A 20,443-nucleotide genomic window follows, 5' to 3' on the forward strand; every position below is an offset into this window, starting at 1 on the left:
GTGCAGGTTCACACCTGATGTGTGGTGTTCCATACGCAGTCGATGGCGCTGGCAAGAATGTAAATCGCGCTTTCAGCCGTGTCTTGTGCTCGTTTTGATGGTCGTAGGCATCCGTTTAGGGCAACGTCACTGTTATTGTGCTGGTAGCACCGTCTTTTGATGGCGCAAGGTCACCATAATTGTGTGCTGAAGGCCCCAGCATGGCTTCGACGCCTTCGGCCGCCTCTACTTTTACAATACATGGTCATCGCATGAATGCGTGAAGCTACGTGGGGGCGCTCTGGCGGCAGCTGAACCCCGAATTTCGGGTAGATGTCAAGGCGTCTGGCCACCTATCTACGTCAGGTCATGCTGTTTAGTCGGAATAGGGGTGCTAAACGCTCCCCTCCGCACAATCTCTGTGACCTTGACTGGTTCTTCGAAACAAAACCGCACAATTCCTGTGACCTTTACGGATCGGACGCAAACGGGTCATGATGGTCGGGTCAGACGTCGTGATACATTACCAGATTGTAGGCTTAAGCTTTTCTGGACTGACGATCTTGTACTCGTGCGGCCTCGAGGTTTCCCTGACTCTTCGTAGATGACTCGTCGTATTCTCCTCACTCATCTCCGTGGTCAGATGGGACAGATTTTAGTGAAACCAGTGTATTCATCCGTACAGCGCCGGAATGCATTGAGTTGCATCAGGCGCTGGATGTACAGATCGAGTCATGCGTAGATTGATTCGACCTGCGGCGGCTTGATTTGCGGGGCATATGGGTAGTGCCCACGGTCGCAGTCGAACGCGACCGTGGCCTGCGGCCGACGCAGCGCCCAAGTCGTCTTATCGTCCGACTTCGCAAAAAATGCCACTTGACTGTCAGCTTGCGCGTTTGCTACAGCGCGCGGTTGTGGTGCTTGCGGTTCGCCAATGTGTAAGCGCTCCGCGCGCATCAGTTCCGCGCCTGCCCTTCTCGACCGTATGGCGATTCCGCCTCGCATTACCCCAATCTGCTCTTCTGTGCCTGCGGCACAAGCACGCGCTCTGGCGCGCAACGTGAGCACCAATCGGTGCTGCAATGACGTTGACTGCGTTGTTGCCCATTTATTGTCGCGCATATAGGCTCTGGCAGATGATGTGAACCAAACAATCAGATCGACAAAGTTATGCAATGGTATAGCGTACGCGACGCAGCCCTTCCCAGGTATGCGGCAAATGACGGGTAAGAAATAAAATAGCGCGAACGAAAAGGTCGCGCTACAAGGAGCTTGTCCCAATTGAAGAGCCGACCGCTGATGTAGCGTCTGCTCTCCAGCGTGGCTTCAGCTTTTCGCGCCAAATTTCTCGCGCAGCGAAGCTACAAAGGCGTCACGCATCGATGCATCACCGATGTTGACCTCAAGCGTCACCTTACCGTTTGGCCACTCCTTCAGTGTGCCCTCGTACTTGTTGCCGACGAAGATCGGATAGGGCCGCGACGTCTCTTTGCGCTTGCGAAGTTTCGGCTCAACGATCTGCTTGCGGGCTTCGTTGATCTGGTCACGACCGAGTTTTCCTTCGAGTACCTGGGCTGCCATCGCCACCGTTCTTTCCGTTCCCGCGACTTCCTCGAACAAGGCCAGTTCATACAAGGTGCCAAGTGCAAATTTAGCAGGGGCGGACTCGACTAGCGTCAGGGCGGCAGGCGACAGCCTCAGCGCAGACAGTGTTTTGTTAACGTTCGGCAGCGACATGCCGACGGCCTCCGACAACGACGTTTCATTCTCGTAGATGCCCTGGTCCAACAGCTTCTTCCAGGCCAGCGCATTATCGTAGGCAGTTTGCTCTTGGCGCTCGGCATTTTCACGGTAGCTGGCCTCGTACAGCTCGCGGTCCGACATATTCGGCTTGACGATCAGGTCGATCGTGGCTTTGTCTATCGACGCGGCGTGAATGTGCAGCAGGCCTAAGCGCCGGTAGTGGCCGGCCGCGAGCACGTACCGGCCGTTCCTGACGGTGGCGGTACCTGGTGTGTCCTGGCCATTCTTGGCGAGGCTTGCGGCCATTTCGAGCACCCGCTCGGGCTTGTAGGTCTGGCGCGCATTGTACGGATTTGGGTCCACCTGACTTAAGAGGACAGTCTCGAACCGGCCGCGCCGATTGTCGTCATCGCTCCCCGCCGGCTTGACGGTACCGTAAGGCGCAGCTACCACGTCGCGTTCCCGCTGCGCCTCAGCAGGGCGATCGGGAGCCGAGGTCGGTTCACCCTGCGCCGCTCCCACCGGTAATGCGCTAGTGCCGGTAGGGACCGCGAGAGGGTGTGTGCCGCGTGCTGCCTCACTAGCCTGGCGCATGCGTTCGGCGAGGTCGATTGACTGATTTGCTCCGGTGGCGGCCTTTTGCATCAGTGCTGCCTTGTTCAGTTTCATATTCATTTCTTATTTCCTCGATGTTTCGGCATCTTGACTCCAAGCATGTCGAGCACTTCCTTTCCCAAGGCGTTGAATTCAGCCACTGCCGGGCTCTTGCCAAGCGAATGCACCGTGGTGCCGAACACCTGCGACTCGGGATAAACGTTGCGCAACGCAATGCGGGTCTGGAAAATTGGCAACTGTGCTTGTTTGCGCAAAGCTGCTTCGCAGCTCTCAAACACGTTCCCGCGGCGCACCTGCGACAGCAGATAGCCCGCATGCAGTTCGCCAGAAATCCCGCGATCCCGGCGGGTGGTTCGCGCACGCAGGACCATTTCTTCCATCTGCTTTGATGCCCATACGTTGTCCATCAAGGGAATTACCGGGATGATTGCCAGGTCCGCCGCCATTAGTGCTGCCCAGGGTACCGGCGACTCCACCGCTGGTGGGCAGTCAATGATGATGAACTGATAGTTTTTTGCAGCCGAGACAAGCTTGTCCAGGAAGGCCTCGCGCAGCGGCGCAAGGGACAGTACGGTGGCGGGGAACGGCGTCACGGGATCTGCCTGCAGTGACCACAGCGAAGCCGTGTTCTGCGGGTCCATGTCGGCTACGAATACCGAAAAGCCGGCCTTCTGGAGGGTGCCCGACAGTTGCATCGAGGTCGCGGTTTTACAGCATCCGCCCTTCTGATTCACGACGCAAATAATGATCGGACTTGTAGTTTGCTCGGTAATGGACATTGGGAGAGCGTATTTTTACGCATTATGATAATAAGGAGAATTATAGTCGAAACGGGAACAGATATGCTTCAACATCAAGGTTTTTAAACAGCGATCTTACATTGCGGCCGTTCTGCTTTCACGCGTGAAAGCGCATTATCCGATCTGCAGAGGGCCGGTCGTCGCAATCGCGAAGTGTCGAAGCTAGCTTTCAGGAACAACAAATGCCAGCCTATGTAGTCGGAGGCAAGAATACCTCACCTGCACGTTAATACACTCGCCTCGACAGTGCGCAGCGCTCTTGCCTTGGCGCCCTAGTGCTCTGCGCTGCTGCTAATGGACGGACGTACACTGGTCGGTTCGCGAATCGAGCGCGGCATGCTGATCTCACCTGCTTTCACGCGTGAAAGCAGGACAGGAACAGTCCCGCGAGCGCAGAAGAGCTTTAGTGTCCAGGCTATGCGCCGTCCTAAGCGCCTTTTGGCGTCCAAAATTGATTCACTCGGTCAACAACCTGCGAAGAGCCTCGACTTCATGCTAAGTTATAGCCGATCTACAGCGTGTGGCCACGCCGCAATCGCAGTTCCCCGAGGCGCCGACTTAGGGCTACGCCCACTGCAGACGCTTATCCAAGGTGCTGAGCTCCAATTAAGTTGGCCGCTACCATGCCAAATTAGGCCTCTAAACATCCCTGCCCTACAGCGCAGGCTGCGTTAACAACCGCAGCGGCCCATTGCGCGGATACACCGGTGGCGGAATAGCCTGAGTTGTTCTAGCTTGAAGAAGATTTCGGCCCGATGCCATCAGCCAGGCCAAATGACAGGCATACCGCGCAAGGACCGATCCGTAGTGCTCCACCTCGACGGGCAGATGCGGTTGCGGTCACTCCTCAAAACAAGAACGGCGGAGCAGCGGGCCATGTGCTTTTGAATGCAAGTGTGACGCTATCGCCACCCCGGTAACGGTCGGAGAAATCAGACCGCCCATTTTTGGGCCAACTCACAGTCGCAGCGGTATGCGATGATCGTCGGGCACATGCTGTTCATGCGCTTCACGACGACCACGGAAAGCGAACGTAGAGCTAATACGACTGCCTCCGGAGCATGAGACGAAATATGGTTCGCGCCGTTGCTTCAATCCCAACGTGCTTTCTGGAGAAGAGCACTACACCTGGCGTTGTCATCGTCCGACTCGGCGAAAGGTGAGACCACTCTCAGCAGCGCACTTTCACGCGTGAAAGTGCCCAGTCGAAGGACACGAAACGCGCACATTGCCCCGACTATAAACCATCCTGTGAGCTCAGCCGAACGCACAAAAATGCCTCACCGAGTACAGAAGAGCGGCAGGATGCAATCCTATGCGCCACAAAAAATCGAGAGAGACAACGTTACTAATGGCGCCAGGAGGTTATGCGAGAGGTGGCGGTAACGCACCAGTCTCCGCGCCTCAGCGATACGAATAAAGTCACGCCTAGGAGTTAGCGCGGGACCACGGCCCCTCATGAACACACCATCCAGCTAGGCCGAGAGAAGCGACACGGGCCCGCGCCGTTTGGCAGCCAGTGCGCTGTCAATAAGGAACCGATACCATGTGCGCTCGAGGCCGAGACATTCACGCCTCAAGGTTAGCCCTTGCTCTCGGCGATCCAATGCTTTCACACGAGAAAGCTGAGTCTAGACGACGAACCTTAAAAACATCGGCGATACAAGTTCGCCTATACGTTGACGTCGACTGCGAAACATATTGCATTCTCATAAATTGAACAACAGTGATCTCCTCGGCAGCAATGCGGTCCATGGGTTTTCACGTGTGAAAGTGCTACACCGTGCAAGGTTCAGTTGAGCCCGTATTAGCTAAGCGTGGTATCGCTGGAATTTGCAGACCGGGTTGCTAGGGTCACAGTGCATCTGCGGCGCCATCGAAAGTGATGTATCTGCTTTGCACTCTGCGCCGCGTATTTCCCGTCGTAATGTCCCCTCTCAGAATCGCTTGAATCAAGCAAACTCAGCAGCCGTTTTGTTTGATTTCGACAATCGTTCGGGCAACCGTACGCGTAACTGATACGTCCAGAAGCCTATAGAACCTCAAAATGCTTGCGTCGCAGTCCGCGACGACGGATTTTCACTCAGATTGTTTGCAGTCTCGCGGACTCGCCGTGTTGCATCTGCAGGGCCGTTCGCTCCGAGCCCACCGAACGGGTCGCCCGGCCCCGCAATGCTTTTAACATTGGCCCCCCGACAGGTGCGAGGCTATCGTATACGCCATGCTGGCCGTGAAATCGTGCGTGCTGCAGGTGACCACGACCTGTCCCTTGAGCCGCTTGCTGTCCACCACCGAGCGATGAAGGAACTGTGCGACTGTTAATTAATCAACTCTGTAACTTCTCGGCGGAGATGAAGTGCGTGACAGCTTCGCCAGTGTGAGAAGGTCTCTTGACCCTGTCGCGCAGGGTCGTTCCTGACTCGGGGAGGCGTCTGTGTGTGGCTGGGCATTGCAACTGCTGGAAGGGTATGATGCGGATCGGTAACGTACGGTTGCCAAAGTTCGAAAGTATCAATGAAGCTTAGCCAGAAAATCGCCGCTGCGCTCGCGTTCTGCGTAGTAGCGTTACTCGTCTCCAGTCCGGTCCTCGCGCGGTCCGCCTCCACCACCATTCATACCTTGGCCGTCCAGGCCTCGCAGTCGCCCACTGTACCCACGGGGCCATATGACGAACGCGCCTGGCTTGATCGGTTTTATGCTCCGCGCAAGTATGCGCCAGCCTGGAATCCCTCGACTGCCGCAGCCGCTTTGTGGGTGCTGCGCCAGGCTAGGCTGCAAGGCCTGAACCCGCTCGACTACGGTACGGACTCCCTGCAGCGGCAGCTGCGCTCGGGAGATGCGGATACCGCTCGTTTCGACGTTGAGCTCACGGCGGCCATGCTTCACTACTTGGCCGACCTGCGTGTCGGTCGCGTGCGATCCGAATATCACACCCGCGTACCCGATCCGCGGCTGAGGCAGTATGACCCAGTCGCGCGCCTGCGTGCTGGACTCGCCGCCGGGAAGCTCCAGGCCGCCGTGCAAGCGGCCGAGCCGCAGGTCTGGCAGTACGCGCGGGTCAAGGCGGCGTTGGCACACTACCGCGAGCTGTCTGGGCAGCCGTATCCGACCCTACCGCGACCGGCTGCCAAGGTCGCGCCCGGTGGCGCCTATCCGGACGTGAAGGCGCTGCATGCGCGCCTGGTGCTGCTGGGTGACCTGCGGTCCGATGCGGCGCGTCCGCCTGAGGGTATCTACACCGGGCCGATGGAAGAGGGCGTGCGGCATTTTCAGGCGCGTCACGGGTTGGACGAAGACGGCGTGCTGGGCCGTGGCACTATCGACGCGCTCAATGTAGCGCCAGCTCAGCGCGTGCGCCAGCTCGAGCTGACGCTCGAGCGCATGCGCTGGTTGCCGGATTTCGGCCCCGGCCCGCTGATCATGGTTAACCTGCCGGCTTACCGCCTGTGGGCGCTGCATGACGGCGGCAGCGCGGCGCCACTCGAGATGCGGGTCGTGGTCGGCTCCGCGCTCAAGACCGAAACCCCGCTGTTCGTCGGCCAAATGCGCTACGTCGAATTCAACCCGTACTGGAACATCCCCCGCAGCATTCTCGACAAGGAAATCCTGCCCAAGCTCAAGTGCAACCCTGCGTACCTCGCGCAGAACGGGATGGAAACGGTGCCGTCAGGCGCTAGCGCGGCCGATCTCCAGGCAGGCAAGGCGCGCGTGCGCCAGCGCCCGGGGCCGAAGAACGCACTGGGACCGATTAAGTTCGCGTTGCCTAACCCGATGGACATTTACCTGCACTCGACTCCGGCGCGCGAGGTGTTCGAGCGGCGCCGGCGCGACCTATCCCACGGCTGCATCCGGGTCGAGCATCCGGCCGCTTTGGCCCAATACGTGCTTAGCCAGCATCGTAGATGGGACGCTGACACCATCCAGGACGCGCTGCAGCCTGGACCGACTCGGCACGTCGATCTGACCAATGCGATTCCAGTTGTGATTTTCTACGCCACCGCCAGCGTCGACAGTGACGGAAATCCTCGCTTTGCCACGGATATTTACGGTCGCGACCTAAAGCTCGAGCAGGAACTTGCAGCACGCCGGAGGAAACTTGCTCCTGCGGCAAGTTGGCCGCTGCAATAAGCATTCGGTTTGGCTGCAGTGCGAGGGGAACTACAGCGCATCGAACACCGGAAAACATTCAATCTTACTCGACATTAGAAACCAGAATGTCGAGTTAATTCTGAACGTAGATTAAGCCAGAACTGCCCACAACCATCAGTCATGTCTTTTTGATCTTGTCGAGGTCGTGACCGATGCCGGCCATGATCTGCCCGCCATTGTGCCCAGTGCCGCCAAAGCCCAGGTGGCGTGCTTCCAGCAGGGCGATGTTCTCGAACCCTTTTCAGCCAACTCCAGTTGACGGGCCGCTAGGATTTCAGGGCGAATGCAGGCGCGCTGAATCCGGATTTCGACGACTACCGCCTGGGCTCAGCAAGACCTTTGCGATAAATGGGTCGGTACTGTGCAGGTGGCTCAGAACACGAACAAATCTTTCTTCAATGGCAGCAAGTCGAACCTAAACGAAGGCGATACACGCGACATCGGCAAGCGCCGGCTGGCGCTGGCACTGACCAGAATATTCTGAGCGTGGTGTGCGCCTCCTGACTACCGCGATGCACCAGCTCCAGCGCATGGGCGGGCAATATGCCGTGTGTACCCATATGTCTTGGAATCCTGGCAGATCTCGCGATGGTGATCGTGACTGACGCCGGCACGTTGGTCGCGGCTATGCTACTTGCGAAAGCGGTCGAGCCGATGCCGAATATCGGCGAGATTGAAACGGTTGTACGGCCGGTCGGTTACAAGAGTCCGCCGACGTCTAAAAAGGCTGGCACGCGTTGTCACGCAGTGCTGGCCCTCGACGGCTAATAGTCACCGGCATCAGGCCGGCTTGCCTACTTTTGTAGAAGACTGATTGCCCTGCGGCGCCTGGCGGCCCTGCATATTGCCCTGGAACGAAGCGCGTTCGCCGTCCATCTGGATGTGCGCGCTGGCACCCGCTTCGTCGCCCGTGGCCTGCATGGTGCCGTGAAGGGCAGTGCTGTGATTAGTGCCGCCGTCATTGTGCTGCGTACCGGCGTGCTCGAATGGGTCGCGGAAATTTTTCAGCGATTCTTCCTGATGCCGCATGCTACGGTCGGTTTCTTCAGCGGCAGTGCGTTCGACCTGGTCCGCCAACTGGCGTGTGGTGCGCGCCGTTTCCTGCACGTGCTGCTGCGCGACGCGGGCGAAATCGACCTGGGAATCGGCGACCACGCGCGAAATGTGTTGCTTGTACGCGCGCAGCTTGTCGAGCGCGGGTTGCGAGCGCGCGACCGCCACGGCAATCAGGTCGTTCGGTTCTTTGCTGGTCAGCAGCTAGGAGTCTGCGCGGCAGAGAGGATCGTGTCATCGGATGAGGCAGGGCAAACGTTGAGGGAGGATGACGACCAGTTATCTTCCCTACGATCCTCAGCAGCAGTTTTTGTTGCCGCCCGCGCTGGAGGAATGGCTGCCCGAAGGGCATCTGGCTTATTTCATCAGCGATACGGTCGATTTGCTCGACCTGAGTGCTTTTCATGTCCGCTACGCCGGCGGTGGTCCGCGCAACCAGCCGTTCCACCCCGGGATGATGGTCAAGGTGCTGCTCTATGCCTACGCGAGCGGTGTCTTCTCGTCGCGCAAGATCGCGCGTAAGCTGCATGAGGACGTGGCATTCCGGGTTCTCGCGGCCGGTAACTTTCCGAAGCACCGGACGATCTGCGATTTTCGCGCCTTGCATCTGGATGAGTTGGCCGGACTATTCGTGCAGGTGGTGAAGTTGGCGCGCGAGTGCGGCATGGTAAAGTTGGGGACAGTCGCAATCGATGGCACCAAGGTCAAGGCCTCAGCGTCGCGCCATAAGGCGATGAGCTACCAGCGCATGATCGACACCGAAGCAGAGCTCAAGGCGCAGATCGATCAATTAATGGAGCGTGCCAAGCAAACCGATGCAGCCGAGCGCAATGAGCCGGAACTGGATATTCCGGCCGAGCTTGAGCGACGCGAGCAGAGGCTGAAGGTGATTCAGGCGGCACGCGAGCGGCTCGAAGCGAGGCAGCGCGAAGCGGATCGCAGCAAGGGGCGCAGCGAGGATGACGAACGCATCCCGCGCGACAAGGACGGCAAGCCAAAGAACAAAAACGGCAACCGCTACAAGCGCGACTTCGGCATTCCGGAAGACTCGGCGCAGGAGAATTTCACCGACCCCGACAGCCGCATCATGAAACGTGCTGGTGGCGGCTTTGACCAATGCTACAACGGCCAGACGGCGGTCGATGCCCATGCCCATATCATCGTCGCCGCTGAACTTACCAATTGTGGAGCCGATGCTGGCAACCTGGCACCGATGCTCGCCGCCGTCGAGGCCGCGACAGGCCATGCTCCATGCATCACACTTGCCGATGCCGGCTACCGGGCCGAGGCGACGTTTGCCCAGTTGGCATCACACCCGACCGACCTATATGTCGCTCTTGGCAGAGAAGGACAGGATCTCGCCAAGATCGACGCCAAGGCCAACCCGCATACGCTAGCCATGCGCAGCAAGATGCAGACGCCTTTGGCAAAGGCGGCATATCGACGACGCAAAGCTATCGTCGAAGCTCCCAACGCCTGGATCAAGCATGTGCTGGGCTTTCGCAGCTTCAGCTTGCGGGGCCTTCAGAAAGTGAAGGCCGAGTGGAAGCTCGTTTGTGCCGCTTTGAATTTGCGGCGGATGGGGCAATTCGCCACCTGAAGTGCGAAAAGGAGCGGGCAAATCCGCCGCTATCAGCCTTTGAAAACCCGCGAGAACGAAAATCCGACACGACGCGGCGAGAATCCGACATCAAGCACCCGGCGCGACCTGATTGCGCAACGCCAACCTCATATCAAACCTTCTGCCGCGCAGACTCCTAGCGGCTGGCGGTCGTGCTTTCCTCGAGCAGGGTCTGGCCGAGTTGCATGTTGAGCTGGCAGAGTTCCTGGAACGAGCGCGACATCGATTTCGACATATCGTTTAGGAATGCGGCCTGCGCGTCGAGATGGGCACGGACTGCGGGGGTGACGGATTGCGAGAACGGGAGCATGGCATACCTCATGAAGTGAAGGTTCACAAATAGGCGGGCACGTCAGTTACTGATTGCGGCGTCTGGCGGGCCACGGATTTACGCAACTCAGTTGCAACCCGGCTGTTGGGTTGCGCATTCTCGGGCCCGTATTCCAGGCGCGTTCGCTACCTTAGGCCCGGTTTGTGACAGGCATTTGACATGCCGATGGGGTAGCATGCCGCGCCGACAGCATGCTGACGTAATCTGTCCCAGTCGGGCTTGCCCGAGAACGGCATGCCCGGGGATTCATCAAACGGTCACATTGCCGCTGTAGACTCGCGGCTCGCGCAGCCGGAGTCCGCCAGTCCGGCCAACGAGGCCCATCGGGGCCTGCGCAAGCTTGCGCCGTAGTGGCCTCTGATGTACATGACGAAACCCGCTTCCTCCTCGCTTTCCCGTACCAACCGCTTTCTCGCCGTCCTGTGGCCGGTCCTTGCCATGCTGTGCTGTATTGCGCTATGGATGGTGACGCTGGCGCGCGCCGATACCGAGGCGGAGCGTGCCGAGGCGCTGGTGCTCAAGGAAGCCGACACCTATGCGCAGGCCTACGAACAGTATGTGACGCGGTCGATCGCGCAGATGGACCAGATCACCATGCAGCTCAAGTATGGCTGGGAGAATGCGCACAAGAGCGGCCTGATCGAAGACATGCGGGCCGATGGCATGTTCACCGACCAGGCCTTTGTCTCGGTCAGCATCGTCGGTGCGGACGGCGTTGTGCGCTCATCCACCAGGGGCGCAGGCATGCCGCCGTCCGTGGCGCGAACCGCTTTTTTCCTTCAGCACAAGAACAACAATTCCACCGCGCTGCGCGTCGATCTGGCGCCTGCCGGGTTCGAGGGCGCACGCCAGCCGGTCCTGTTCACGCGCCTGCTCGATCGTGCCGACGACGAATTCGACGGCATCGTCGTGATGGTGGTCGACGGCAGTTACTTCACCTCCTTTGTGGGTGCATCGACACTCGGCCGTGACGGACTGCTGGCCCTGGCCGGCAGCGGCGGCAAGTTCTGGATCGAGCAAGGTGGCGCTGCACGCGCGGCGAACCGGCGTGTCCTGAACCTCCCCGCCATCGGCATCCCCGGAAGCGGGCCGCGGCTGGTCGGCACCGAGGCGTTTCGCGATGGCGTGGCGCGATTCCCCTGTCTATCCAGTGGTGGCCATCGCCGCGCTGTCGCGGTACGAAGGCAATGTCGCCGCGCGCCAGTACTGGGAGGCGAGCCGCGACCGCGCCGTCGCCGCAAGCGCCTGCCTGCTGCTGCTCTCCGGCCTTGCCAGCGTGCTGTCGCTGCGCGCGGCCGCGCGCGAACGCGAGCACGAGGCGGTGCGCCTGGCCTACCGCACCGCCACCGAAAGCGCCAACGACGGCTTTTACATGGCGGCGCCGCTGCGCGACCGCAAGGGCCAGATCGTCGACTTCCGGATCATCGACTGCAACGAGCGCGGCGCCGCCTTTTACGGCTTCCTCCGCGCAGACCTGGTCGGGCGCGCCGTGTCGACGCTCGATCGCGGCCTCGCGGGCGCCGAGGTCATCGCGACCTACCGGCTGGCGATGTCGAACGGTTTTTACGAGGAAGACCGGCGCATGCCGCATGATGACCGGCTCACGATTGCCTGGGGCCGGCGGCGGCTGGTGCGTGTCGGCGATGGCCTAGCCATCACCTTGCAGGACATCAGCGAGCGCAAGCAGCACGAGACCGAGATGGAGCGGCTAGCCAACGAGGACGTGCTAACCGGCCTGCGCAACCGCAGTTGGCTGCTGAATTTCATGCCGACGCTGCTGGGCGGCGCCGCGCCGGACGGCAGTGGACTGGCCTTGCTGTTCATCGACCTCGACGATTTCAAGGGAGTCAACGATTCGCACGGCCATGCCGTCGGCGACGCTTTGCTGGTCGCGGCGGCGCGCCGGCTCGACACCCTGGTGCGGCCCGGCGACCAGATGGTGCGTTTCGGCGGCGACGAATTCATTGTGCTGCTGCGTCCGCCGACCGACGATGCGCCGATCGGCGAGGACCACATTGCGGCCGTGGCCGAACGCATCGTGACGGCCTTCGCGGCGCCGTTTGCACTCGATGGCGGCGTGCAGGCGGCCGTCGGCGCCTCGGTCGGCATCAGCCTGTTCCCGCGCGACGGCCACGACGCCGGTACCCTGATCCGCAATGCCGATATCGCCATGTACGCCGCCAAGGACGAAGGCAAGGGCCAGTACCGCTTCTTCGACCAGTTCCTGTCGGGCCAGATCACCAGGCGCGCGCGCCTCAAGGGACAACTGGCCAAGGCCATCGAGGATGACCAGTTCCTGCTGCACTACCAACCGCGCGTCGATCCCGTCTCGGGCACGCTGCTGAGCATGGAAGCGCTGCTGCGCTGGGAAATGCCCGACGCGGACATGGTTCCGCCCGGCGACTTCATTCCGCTGGCCGAGTCGAGCGGATTGATCCAGCCGATCGGCGCGCTGGTGATCGACAAGGCCTGCGCTCAGCTGGCGGCGTGGCGCGCGGCCGGCATGGACCCGGTGCCGGTGTCGATCAATGTCTCGCCCAAACAGTTCGGGAGCGGCGCCGTGGTGCGCCAGTTCGAAGCGGCGTTACGCCGCTACGACCTGCCGGCCGCGCTGGTCGAGGTCGAGATCACCGAATCGGCCATGATGGGCGAGCAGGCCGACGTCCTGGCGGAACTGGGCGGGCTGCGCGCGCTCGGCATCAAGCTGCACCTGGATGACTTCGGCACCGGCTACTCGTCCTTGTCGCAGCTGCGCACCCTCAAAATGGACGTGCTGAAAGTCGACCGCGCCTTTACCAACGAACTCGAGCAGGGCGAGGGAAGGGTCTTCTTCGAAGCGATCGTCTCGATGGCGCACGCGCTGCGCATGACGGTCGTGGCCGAAGGCGTGGAAACGGCGGCGCAGCTGCGCATCCTGCAGGAACTCGGTTGCGACGAAGTGCAGGGCTTCCACATCTCGCGGCCACTGGCGGCGCAGGACATCGAGGCGCGCTTTCTTGCCGCGCCCCTGGCTGCCCGCGCCTGAAACGGTGGCTAGCGCGGCAGGCGCAGTTTCGCCACCGCCTTCAGCGCGGCCGCCAGTTCGCCGTTATCGGCCTCTGCCGTGGCGGCGAGATAGCCGCGCGCATACGCCGCCTGGCGCGCCACTTCGCCGTTGCCTTTCTGGAGTTCGGGCAGCAAGTGGTCGGCCACGGCGAAGTCGTTCAGCAGTCCCAGGCGGTCCTGCAGTTCCGACAGTTGCGCCACGTAGTGCTTGACCTCTTTGGCGGGCAACAGGTCGCGGAAGAACTCGGCCCCATAACGGGCCTTTTTGGCCGCGATCCGGATCCGGTGGCGGTGTTCCGGTTCCTTGCCGTCGAAGTCAGCAATGCGGCGGCTGAGGCGCTTTTCCGCCTTGCGCAGCAAGGGCAGGCAAGCCTTGGTGGCAGGTTCGGCCAGCGAGGAGCGCTTCGGCAACTTGCCGTCGCTGCGCCACTGACGGGCGTGCAGCCAGCCGTTTACGCTCAGCAGCACTTGCGTGAAGCGCGACGAATGCAGGGTCTGCAACAATTCCTTGTGCAGCTTGTCGGCCCGGGCCCGCGCCGCCAGGCGCAACGGGGCGGGATCGATGCCGTGCACCTGCTCCAGCGTCGAGTCGGCCAGCACGTCCCAGTCGCGCGTGGCGCCGAGTGCGCCCGCCAGCCAGTCGAGCCCTTCGGCGATCTCGGCCGGCGGCGGCGCCAGTTCCCCGAACATGTCGACCAGCGCGCGCAGGCGGCGCAGGCCGACGCGCATCTGGTGCAGGCTTTCGACGTTCTGGTCGAGCACGCCCGGTACATTGGCCTCCATCTGACGCAGGCAGTTCAGGCCGATCAGCTGGAAGGTGTCTTCCAGCGTGGCGTGCTTGCCGAGCTCGACCGCCTGCGCCTTGACCGGCTGCGTCGGAGGGCGCTCGAGCATCGCGAAACCGCGCGCCGCCTTGCTGTCGTTCGACATGCGCAGCGGAATGTCGGCGTGCAGGGCCAGCGCCAGCTCGAACAGGTGGGTCGAGGAGCCGTGTTTGATTTCGAGCTCGAGTTCGGCGATTTCGGTATTGCTGCCGCCGGACTCGATGCGCCCGGCGTCGAGCGCGCATTCGACTTCGTCGCCGTCGGGCCAGCGCAGCGCCCAGGTGGTGCGGCGCGTCAGGTTGCGGAAAATCGGCAGCAGTTGACCGGCCTCGGCATCGGCCAGCGCCTGCGACAGCGCTTCCTGTTTGATCTGGCGCGCCAGCAGCGCCGGTTGTGGCGTAGCATCGGGCAGCGCACACTCCCATTCGCCCCGTTCGTGCAGGCCGGGCGAGGTGGCGGCCGCGGTCTTGACGGTCTGGATCCAGGCGCCGCCGCTTTCGCGCACGCGCAGCGTCAGGCCCTGTTTCCACAGGTCGTGGGCGGCGGTGTCGTAGTAGGTGTCGACCAGTTGGTGTTCCACGGCGCCGGCGGCGGCAAGCTGGGCCAGCATCGGGTGCTGGCGAATTCGTTCGAGCTGGGCAGGCGGAACCTGCAATTTCAGTTCGGTTTCCATATCGGTCCTCCTGACGGTATGTTAGGCAAGGGCGCATGCACGCGCGCCCCGTTGGAATTGACATCAATGACGGTCTTGCATCCTACCCCATCCGTGTTCCCGCTGTCGCGCCCGCGGCTGTATACTCTGTCAATCGAGTTTACGAAAGAAATTCACATGTTCGCAGCAGTAGACCTCGGTTCGAACAGTTTTCGCCTGCACGTCGGCGAACCCGGAAGCGACGACGGCAAGGGCGACATGCGCATCGTGCGCAGCGCGCGCGATCCGGTGCGCCTGGCCGCCGGCCTCGGCGCCGATGGCAACCTGACGGCTGAGGCGATCGCAACGGCGCTGGCCAGCCTGGCGGGCTTTGCCGACATCCTGCGCGAGTACCGGCTCGATGCCGTGCGCGTGGTCGGCACCAATACCCTGCGCGTGGCGCGCAATGCCGCCGAATTCCTGCCGCTGGCGGAAAAGGCGCTTGGTTATCCGATCGAGGTCATCAGCGGTGAAGAAGAGGGCCGGCTGGTGTACATGGGCGTGGCGCGCGCACTGGGCGACCCCGGCCAGCGGCGCCTGGTGATCGACATCGGCGGCGGCTCAACCGAAGTGGTCGCCGGCAACGGCGACACGACCGCGCTGGTCGACTCCTTCAGCATCGGCACCCAGCCGCAGGCGTCGCGCTTCTTTGCGGACGGGCGCATCGAGCACGCCCGCTTCGAGGCGGCCACCACGATGGCGCGGGCAATGTTCGAGGATGCCGCCGGCGCCTACCGCGCGCACGGCTGGAGCGCCGTCTACGGCTCGTCCGGGACCATGCGCGCGATGGCCGAGGCGATCGCGCGCGGTAGCCTGGGCGACGGTACGCTCTCGCTGGCGGGCCTGGGGGCATTGCGCGCGGCGCTGGTCGCGTGCGGGCGCGTCGACCGGGTCGACCTGCCGGGCCTGAAGCGCGAGCGGGTGGTCGCCGTGCTGGGCGGCGTCAGCATCCTGATGGGCGCGATGCGGGAACTCGGCATCGAGCGTGTCTGCGCGATCAATGCCGGCCTGCGCCTGGGCGCCTTGTCCGACCTCGAACTGCGCTCGCTGCAGCACGACCGGCGCGAACTGGCGATCGTGGACTGCATGGAGCGCTTCGGCGTCGACGCCGCGCGCGCCGCACGCACCGCCGCCATCGCGCTGCGCCTGTATGGCCAGCTGGGCGCGGCCGACGCCAGCTGCCTGCACTACCTGGGCTGGGCCTGCATGCTGCACGAAATCGGCCTGACGGTGTCGCATACGGGTGCGCACAAGCACGGCGCCTACCTGGTCGAGCACGTCGACCTGCCGGGTTTCACGACACGCGAACAGCGCCTGATGGCCACCCTGGTGCTTGGCCACAAAGGCAACCTGCGCAAGATCCGCGACACCCTGGGCGAGCCGGCGCTGGCGCGCATGGTGCTGGCCCTGCGCCTGGCCGTGGCCTGCATGCACGCGCGCGTCGACGACGACCTCGACGGCTTCCGGCTGCGCATGAAGAACCGCATCGAGGTCGAGCTGGCACCGGGCTGGCTGACGACCCATCCGACCATGCGTTTCTGGCTCGAACAGGAATGCACGGCCTGGGAAGACGCCGGCCAGACCTTCCAGTTCAGGGAGGCGTGACGCCGGAGAGGTAAGGCTGCCTGCAGTGCAGCCTGTCCTTCAGCGCAGCTTGCCGATCAGTTCCGGACCGACGGCGAGCCGGATGAAGGGGATACTGTCCTCGGCGTCCGAGCCCTTGATCCAGAACATGCCGGCCTTGCGGATCTTCCAGGGCTGTTGCGCGCCTGCCAGGATCAGCGCCGCCAGTTCGCCCAGCAACGGCTGGTGGCCGATCAGCAGGGCGGGAAAGCGGTGCCCCGGCCAGCCGCAGGCCTCGCGCATGCGTTCGGCCGTCGAATCGGTATTCAGGGCTTCGTGGATCGTGTAGCGGCGCCCGAGGCCATCCGCCGTTTGCAGGCAGCGCACGGCCGGGCTGACCAGCACCCGGCATTGTTCCGGCAGCTGATGGTCGAGCCATTCGCCGACGCGGGCCGCATGGCGCTTGCCCTTCGAGGTGAGGGCGCGTTTGGCGTCGGGTGCGTCGGGCTCGCCGTCTTCGGCTTCGGCGTGGCGCCACAGGATCAGGTCCATGTCTATTCCCCTTTCGCGGTATCGCCGTTGGCGCCCGCGCCGAGCATCTCCATCAGCGTATCCTGCGCGTTGCAGGCCTTTTGCCCGGAACGCGGCTTGCGGCGCCGGTACTGGCCGTCGCTGCCCAGCTCCCAGGCGCTGGTATTGTCCTTCAAGTAGGGCTGCAAGCCTTCGCGCAGCAAACGCTTCTTGAGTGCCGGGGAGTTGACCGGAAAGGCGACCTCGATGCGGCGCATCAGGTTGCGGTTCATCCAGTCGGCGCTGCTGAGGTAAATGTCGTGCTTGAGGTTGTTGCGGAAGTAGAAAATGCGGGTATGTTCCAGGAAGCGCCCGACGATCGAGCGCACCTTGATGTTGGCCGACAGTCCCGGCACGCAGGGCCGCAGCGAGCAGGCGCCGCGCACGATCAGGTCGATCCTGACGCCGTCGCCGGACGCATCGTAGAGCGCGCGGATCACGGTTTCGTCGGTCAGCGAATTCATTTTGGCGATGATGCGTGCCGGTTTGCCTTCGCGCGCGATCGCCGCCTCCTGGCGGATCGCGCGCACCATTTCCTTTTGCAGCGTGAACGGCGCCAGCCACATGCAGCTGAGCTGCTTGGGCTTGGTCATGCTGGTGAGATGGATGAAGACCTCGTTGACGTCGGCGGTCAGGTTGGCGTCGGCCGTGAGCAGGCCGAAATCGGAATAGAAGCGTGCCGTGGTCGGGTTGTAGTTGCCGGTGCCGAGGTGGGCATACGGGCGCAGGCCGCCCGGTTCGCGGCGCAGCACCAGCGCCATCTTGGCGTGGGTTTTGAGGCCGACCACGCCGTACACCACCTGGGCGCCGGCTTCTTCCAGGCGCTCGGCCCAGTTGATGTTCGCTTCCTCGTCGAAGCGCGCCATCAGTTCGACGATGACCGTGACTTCCTTGCCACTCTGGGCGGCGCTGATCAGCGCTTCCATCAGCTCGGAATTCATGCCGGCGCGGTAGATGGTCTGCTTGATCGCCACCACCGCCGGGTCGGTCGCCGCCGCCTGGATGAAATCGATCACCGGCTGGAACGACTGGAACGGGTGGTGCAGCAGCACGTCCTGGCGCGCCAGGGTGCCAAAGATGTCGAGCGGGTTGAGCTTGGCCGGGAAACCGGGTGCGAAGGGCGCGAACTTCAATTCGGGGCGGGCGTGGCTGTTGACGATTTCGAGCAGGCGCCCCATGTTGACCGGACCGTCGACGGCGAACACGCGGTTCTCCTCGATGCAGAACTGGTCGCGCAGGAAGTTCGAGAGGTGCGCCGGGCAGCCGCGCCCGACTTCGAGGCGGACCGCGAAACCGTACTGCCTGCTGTGCAGCTCGCTTTGCAGGGCCTGGCGCAGGTTCTTGACTTCTTCTTCGTCGACCCACAGGTCGCTGTTGCGGGTGACGCGGAACTGCGAAAAGGCCACCACTTCGCGCCCGGTGAACAGTTCCGGCAAGTGGGCCTGGATCACCGAGGACAGCAGGCAATAGGAAGCGCCGGGGCGGTCCGACAATTCGTCCGGCAGGCGGATCACGCGCGGCAGCACGCGCGGCGCCTTCATGATGGCGATCGCGGTGCCGCGCCCGAAGGCGTCCTTGCCCGAGAGTTCGACGATGAAGTTCAGGCTCTTGTTGATCACGCGCGGGAAGGGATGGGCCGGATCGAGCCCGACCGGTGTCAGCAGGGGCCGCACTTCCTTGTCGAAGTAGTGTTTCACCCAGGCGCGCTGGGCCGGATTGCGGTCGCCGCGGCGCAGCATATGGATGCCGTTCTCGGACAGGCGCGGCAGGATTTCCTGGTTGAGCAGCGCGTACTGGCGCCCGATCAGGTGCCGGCATTCCTCGCTGGCGCGCGCCAGCATGGCGCCCAGCGTCTGCGGCATGCCGTCCATGCCGCGCTCCATCGTGTGCTGGGCCAGCAGGCTGGCAACCCGCACTTCGAAAAACTCGTCGAGATTGCTGCTGACGATGCACAGGAAGCGCAGCCGTTCGAGGAGCGGCACGCGCTCGTCGTCGGCCTGGGCCAGGACACGGCGATTGAATTCCAACAGCGAAAGTTCACGATTCAGGAACTGGACGGTGCGGTCGAGCACGGGCGCCGGGTGCGCCTCGTCGTGTTTCACCTTCTTTTCCATTTTGCGGCGCGAAGTCATGCTAAAAGATCAGTATGGTCGGCAAATATGACAGGCATGTTACATGCTGAGCGGATGGCCTTGTGCAAGACTACCACTGCTGCATATTCGGGCGCGCCCAGGTCGACAATAACGGTATGCTGGGGCGACAACCATGGGAGAAGGCATGCATCCGACCAATATCGTTCTGCTTCAGTTTCAGCCAGAACACGACAACCTGACGCACGAGAAGGAATTGCGCGACGGCCTTTCGGTCGTGCTGCGCATGGGCCGCACGCTCTGGCTGGCCAACGACGAGACGGTCAGCATCGAGCGCCTCACGCTGGAAGAGAAGGACAGCACCGGCCGCAGCAGCTTCACGCGCGACCACCGGCAGTACCGGCTGCACGACTTCCTGCGCCTGCCGCTGCCGGCGCATGGCGAAGCGGCGGTTGACGGTGGCGAGGGCAAGATCAATGAGGCCGACATCGAAGGCCTGGCCTGCGACGGCAAATACATGTGGATAACGGGCTCGCACAGCCTGCGGCGCAAGCAACCGCGCTCTGACGATGGCGTGAAGAAGGCCCATAAGCGCCTGTGCGCGGTGGAAGCGGACGGCAACCGCTACCTGCTGGCGCGCATTCCCGTCGCCGAAGAAGCCGGACAACCGGGCACCTATACTTTGCTGGAGGAGGCGGGCCGCAAGGACAAGCTGCGCACGGCGGCCATGTTGCGCGGGGATGTGCACGGCAACGAACTGACCGCGCTGCTGGCCGACGACCCGCATTTCGGCCCCTTCCTGGCGATTCCGGGCAAGGACAACGGCTTCGATATCGAGGGCATCGCGGTGGCCGGCAAGCACCTGCTGCTGGGATTGCGCGGCCCGGTGCTGCGAGGCTGGGCGGCCATCCTCGAAGTCGCTCCGGTCGACGATGCCGAAGCCGGCTGGATGCGCCTGGGGCCGGTCGACGCCGACGGCCAGATGCTGCGCAAGCATTTCCTCGACTTGGGCGGCCTCGGCATTCGCGACCTGTGCACGCAGGGCGACGACTTGTTGATCCTGGCCGGGCCGACCATGGACCTGGATGGCCCGGTGTACGTGTATCGCTGGGCGGGCGGCGCGCTGGCGGGACGCGACGCGACCGTACCGGCCGACCGGCTCGAACGCGTGCTGGCGCTGCCGTATGGCGAGGGCGTCGATCATCCCGAAGGCATCACCCTGTTCCACGACAAGGTTGGCACCGGCGACGAGCTGCTGGTGGTCTACGACTCCGCCTCGCCCGGGCGCCAGATCGGCGAGAGCACGGTGCTAGCCGACGTGTTCGCCCTGGCGCCGCCGAAGAAGCGCAAGGGCTGATTTTTTAGCGGA

General features: G+C 62.6%; 13 protein-coding genes. 5 read left to right on the forward strand and 8 right to left on the reverse strand.

Annotated features, from left to right (window positions below; all coding sequences use genetic code 11):
- Positions 1-1,305: 1,305 nt before the first annotated feature.
- Both ACFOPH_RS24950 and ACFOPH_RS24955 read right to left on the reverse strand, forming a co-directional pair.
- Positions 1,306-2,391: a ParB/RepB/Spo0J family partition protein gene (locus ACFOPH_RS24950; RefSeq protein ID WP_379738065.1), complete on the reverse strand. Its 1,086-nt coding sequence runs from the start codon at positions 2,389-2,391 to the stop codon at positions 1,306-1,308.
- 2 nt (positions 2,392-2,393) lie between these two features.
- Positions 2,394-3,116 carry an AAA family ATPase gene (locus ACFOPH_RS24955; protein ID WP_379738067.1) on the reverse strand — a complete coding sequence of 241 codons (723 nt, stop codon included), beginning with the start codon at positions 3,114-3,116 and terminating at the stop codon, positions 2,394-2,396.
- A 2,535-nt stretch (positions 3,117-5,651) separates the two neighbouring features.
- Here ACFOPH_RS24955 and ACFOPH_RS24960 point away from each other — a divergent pair.
- Positions 5,652-7,265, forward strand: a complete 1,614-nt coding sequence (locus ACFOPH_RS24960; RefSeq protein WP_379738069.1) for a L,D-transpeptidase family protein — start codon at positions 5,652-5,654, stop codon at positions 7,263-7,265.
- Positions 7,266-8,066: 801 nt separating this feature from the next.
- Here ACFOPH_RS24960 and ACFOPH_RS24965 read toward each other — a convergent pair.
- Positions 8,067-8,507 (reverse strand): hypothetical protein, encoded by a 441-nt coding sequence (locus tag ACFOPH_RS24965; RefSeq protein ID WP_379738071.1) that lies wholly within the window; start codon positions 8,505-8,507, stop codon positions 8,067-8,069.
- A gap of 100 nt (positions 8,508-8,607) precedes the next feature.
- Here ACFOPH_RS24965 and ACFOPH_RS24970 point away from each other — a divergent pair, with 100 nt between their 5' ends.
- Complete coding sequence (locus ACFOPH_RS24970) at positions 8,608-9,939, forward strand: IS1182 family transposase (RefSeq protein ID WP_379735573.1); 1,332 nt, start codon at positions 8,608-8,610, stop codon at positions 9,937-9,939.
- 157 nt (positions 9,940-10,096) lie between these two features.
- Here the strand turns inward: ACFOPH_RS24970 and ACFOPH_RS24975 are convergent, their stop codons facing one another.
- Together ACFOPH_RS24975 and ACFOPH_RS24980 are read right to left on the reverse strand one after the other, a co-directional pair.
- Positions 10,097-10,270, reverse strand: a complete 174-nt coding sequence (locus tag ACFOPH_RS24975) for a hypothetical protein (RefSeq protein WP_379738073.1) — start codon at positions 10,268-10,270, stop codon at positions 10,097-10,099.
- A 744-nt stretch (positions 10,271-11,014) separates the two neighbouring features.
- Positions 11,015-11,311 carry a hypothetical protein gene (locus ACFOPH_RS24980; RefSeq protein WP_379738075.1) on the reverse strand — a complete coding sequence of 99 codons (297 nt, stop codon included), beginning with the start codon at positions 11,309-11,311 and terminating at the stop codon, positions 11,015-11,017.
- Between the two features lie 100 nt (positions 11,312-11,411).
- On the opposite strand from ACFOPH_RS24980, the gene ACFOPH_RS24985 reads away from it, so the two are divergent.
- A complete protein-coding gene (locus ACFOPH_RS24985; protein ID WP_379738077.1) occupies positions 11,412-13,316 on the forward strand; it encodes a putative bifunctional diguanylate cyclase/phosphodiesterase in 1,905 nt (634 codons plus the stop codon).
- Between the two features lie 8 nt (positions 13,317-13,324).
- Here ACFOPH_RS24985 and ACFOPH_RS24990 read toward each other — a convergent pair whose 3' ends face one another.
- Positions 13,325-14,833, reverse strand: a complete 1,509-nt coding sequence (locus ACFOPH_RS24990; RefSeq protein ID WP_379738079.1) for a CYTH and CHAD domain-containing protein — start codon at positions 14,831-14,833, stop codon at positions 13,325-13,327.
- Positions 14,834-14,989: 156 nt separating this feature from the next.
- Between ACFOPH_RS24990 and ACFOPH_RS24995 the strand changes: the two genes are divergently transcribed.
- Positions 14,990-16,456 (forward strand): Ppx/GppA phosphatase family protein, encoded by a 1,467-nt coding sequence (locus ACFOPH_RS24995; RefSeq protein WP_379738081.1) that lies wholly within the window; start codon positions 14,990-14,992, stop codon positions 16,454-16,456.
- A 39-nt stretch (positions 16,457-16,495) separates the two neighbouring features.
- Here ACFOPH_RS24995 and ACFOPH_RS25000 read toward each other — a convergent pair whose 3' ends face one another.
- Positions 16,496-16,966, reverse strand: a complete 471-nt coding sequence (locus tag ACFOPH_RS25000) for a SixA phosphatase family protein (protein WP_379738083.1) — start codon at positions 16,964-16,966, stop codon at positions 16,496-16,498.
- A 2-nt stretch (positions 16,967-16,968) separates the two neighbouring features.
- On the reverse strand, positions 16,969-19,098 hold the full coding sequence (gene ppk1 / locus ACFOPH_RS25005) for a polyphosphate kinase 1 (RefSeq protein WP_379738192.1): 2,130 nt from the start codon (positions 19,096-19,098) through the stop codon (positions 16,969-16,971).
- Between the two features lie 163 nt (positions 19,099-19,261).
- Here ppk1 and ACFOPH_RS25010 point away from each other — a divergent pair, with 163 nt between their 5' ends.
- Positions 19,262-20,431: a DUF3616 domain-containing protein gene (locus ACFOPH_RS25010; protein ID WP_379738085.1), complete on the forward strand. Its 1,170-nt coding sequence runs from the start codon at positions 19,262-19,264 to the stop codon at positions 20,429-20,431.
- Positions 20,432-20,443: the final 12 nt, after the last annotated feature.

The organism is Massilia haematophila (assembly GCF_042647645.1).
Classification (GTDB): Bacteria; Pseudomonadota; Gammaproteobacteria; order Burkholderiales; family Burkholderiaceae_D; genus Telluria; species Telluria haematophila.

Excerpts from the sequence above, each read along its gene's own strand:
- ACFOPH_RS24975 (WP_379738073.1), bottom strand. The coding sequence starts at position 10,270 with ATGCTCCCGTTCTCGCAATCCGTCACCCCCGCAGTCCGTGCCCATCTC.
- ACFOPH_RS24955 (WP_379738067.1), bottom strand. The coding sequence starts at position 3,116 with ATGTCCATTACCGAGCAAACTACAAGTCCGATCATTATTTGCGTCGTG.
- ACFOPH_RS24995 (WP_379738081.1), top strand. The coding sequence starts at position 14,990 with ATGTTCGCAGCAGTAGACCTCGGTTCGAACAGTTTTCGCCTGCACGTC.
- ACFOPH_RS24970 (WP_379735573.1), top strand. The coding sequence starts at position 8,608 with ATGACGACCAGTTATCTTCCCTACGATCCTCAGCAGCAGTTTTTGTTG.
- ACFOPH_RS25010 (WP_379738085.1), top strand. The coding sequence starts at position 19,262 with ATGCATCCGACCAATATCGTTCTGCTTCAGTTTCAGCCAGAACACGAC.
- ACFOPH_RS25000 (WP_379738083.1), bottom strand. The coding sequence starts at position 16,966 with ATGGACCTGATCCTGTGGCGCCACGCCGAAGCCGAAGACGGCGAGCCC.
- ACFOPH_RS24985 (WP_379738077.1), top strand. The coding sequence starts at position 11,412 with ATGGCGTGGCGCGATTCCCCTGTCTATCCAGTGGTGGCCATCGCCGCG.
- ACFOPH_RS24990 (WP_379738079.1), bottom strand. The coding sequence starts at position 14,833 with ATGGAAACCGAACTGAAATTGCAGGTTCCGCCTGCCCAGCTCGAACGA.
- ACFOPH_RS24950 (WP_379738065.1), bottom strand. The coding sequence starts at position 2,391 with ATGAAACTGAACAAGGCAGCACTGATGCAAAAGGCCGCCACCGGAGCA.
- ppk1 (WP_379738192.1), bottom strand. The coding sequence starts at position 19,098 with ATGGAAAAGAAGGTGAAACACGACGAGGCGCACCCGGCGCCCGTGCTC.
- ACFOPH_RS24960 (WP_379738069.1), top strand. The coding sequence starts at position 5,652 with ATGAAGCTTAGCCAGAAAATCGCCGCTGCGCTCGCGTTCTGCGTAGTA.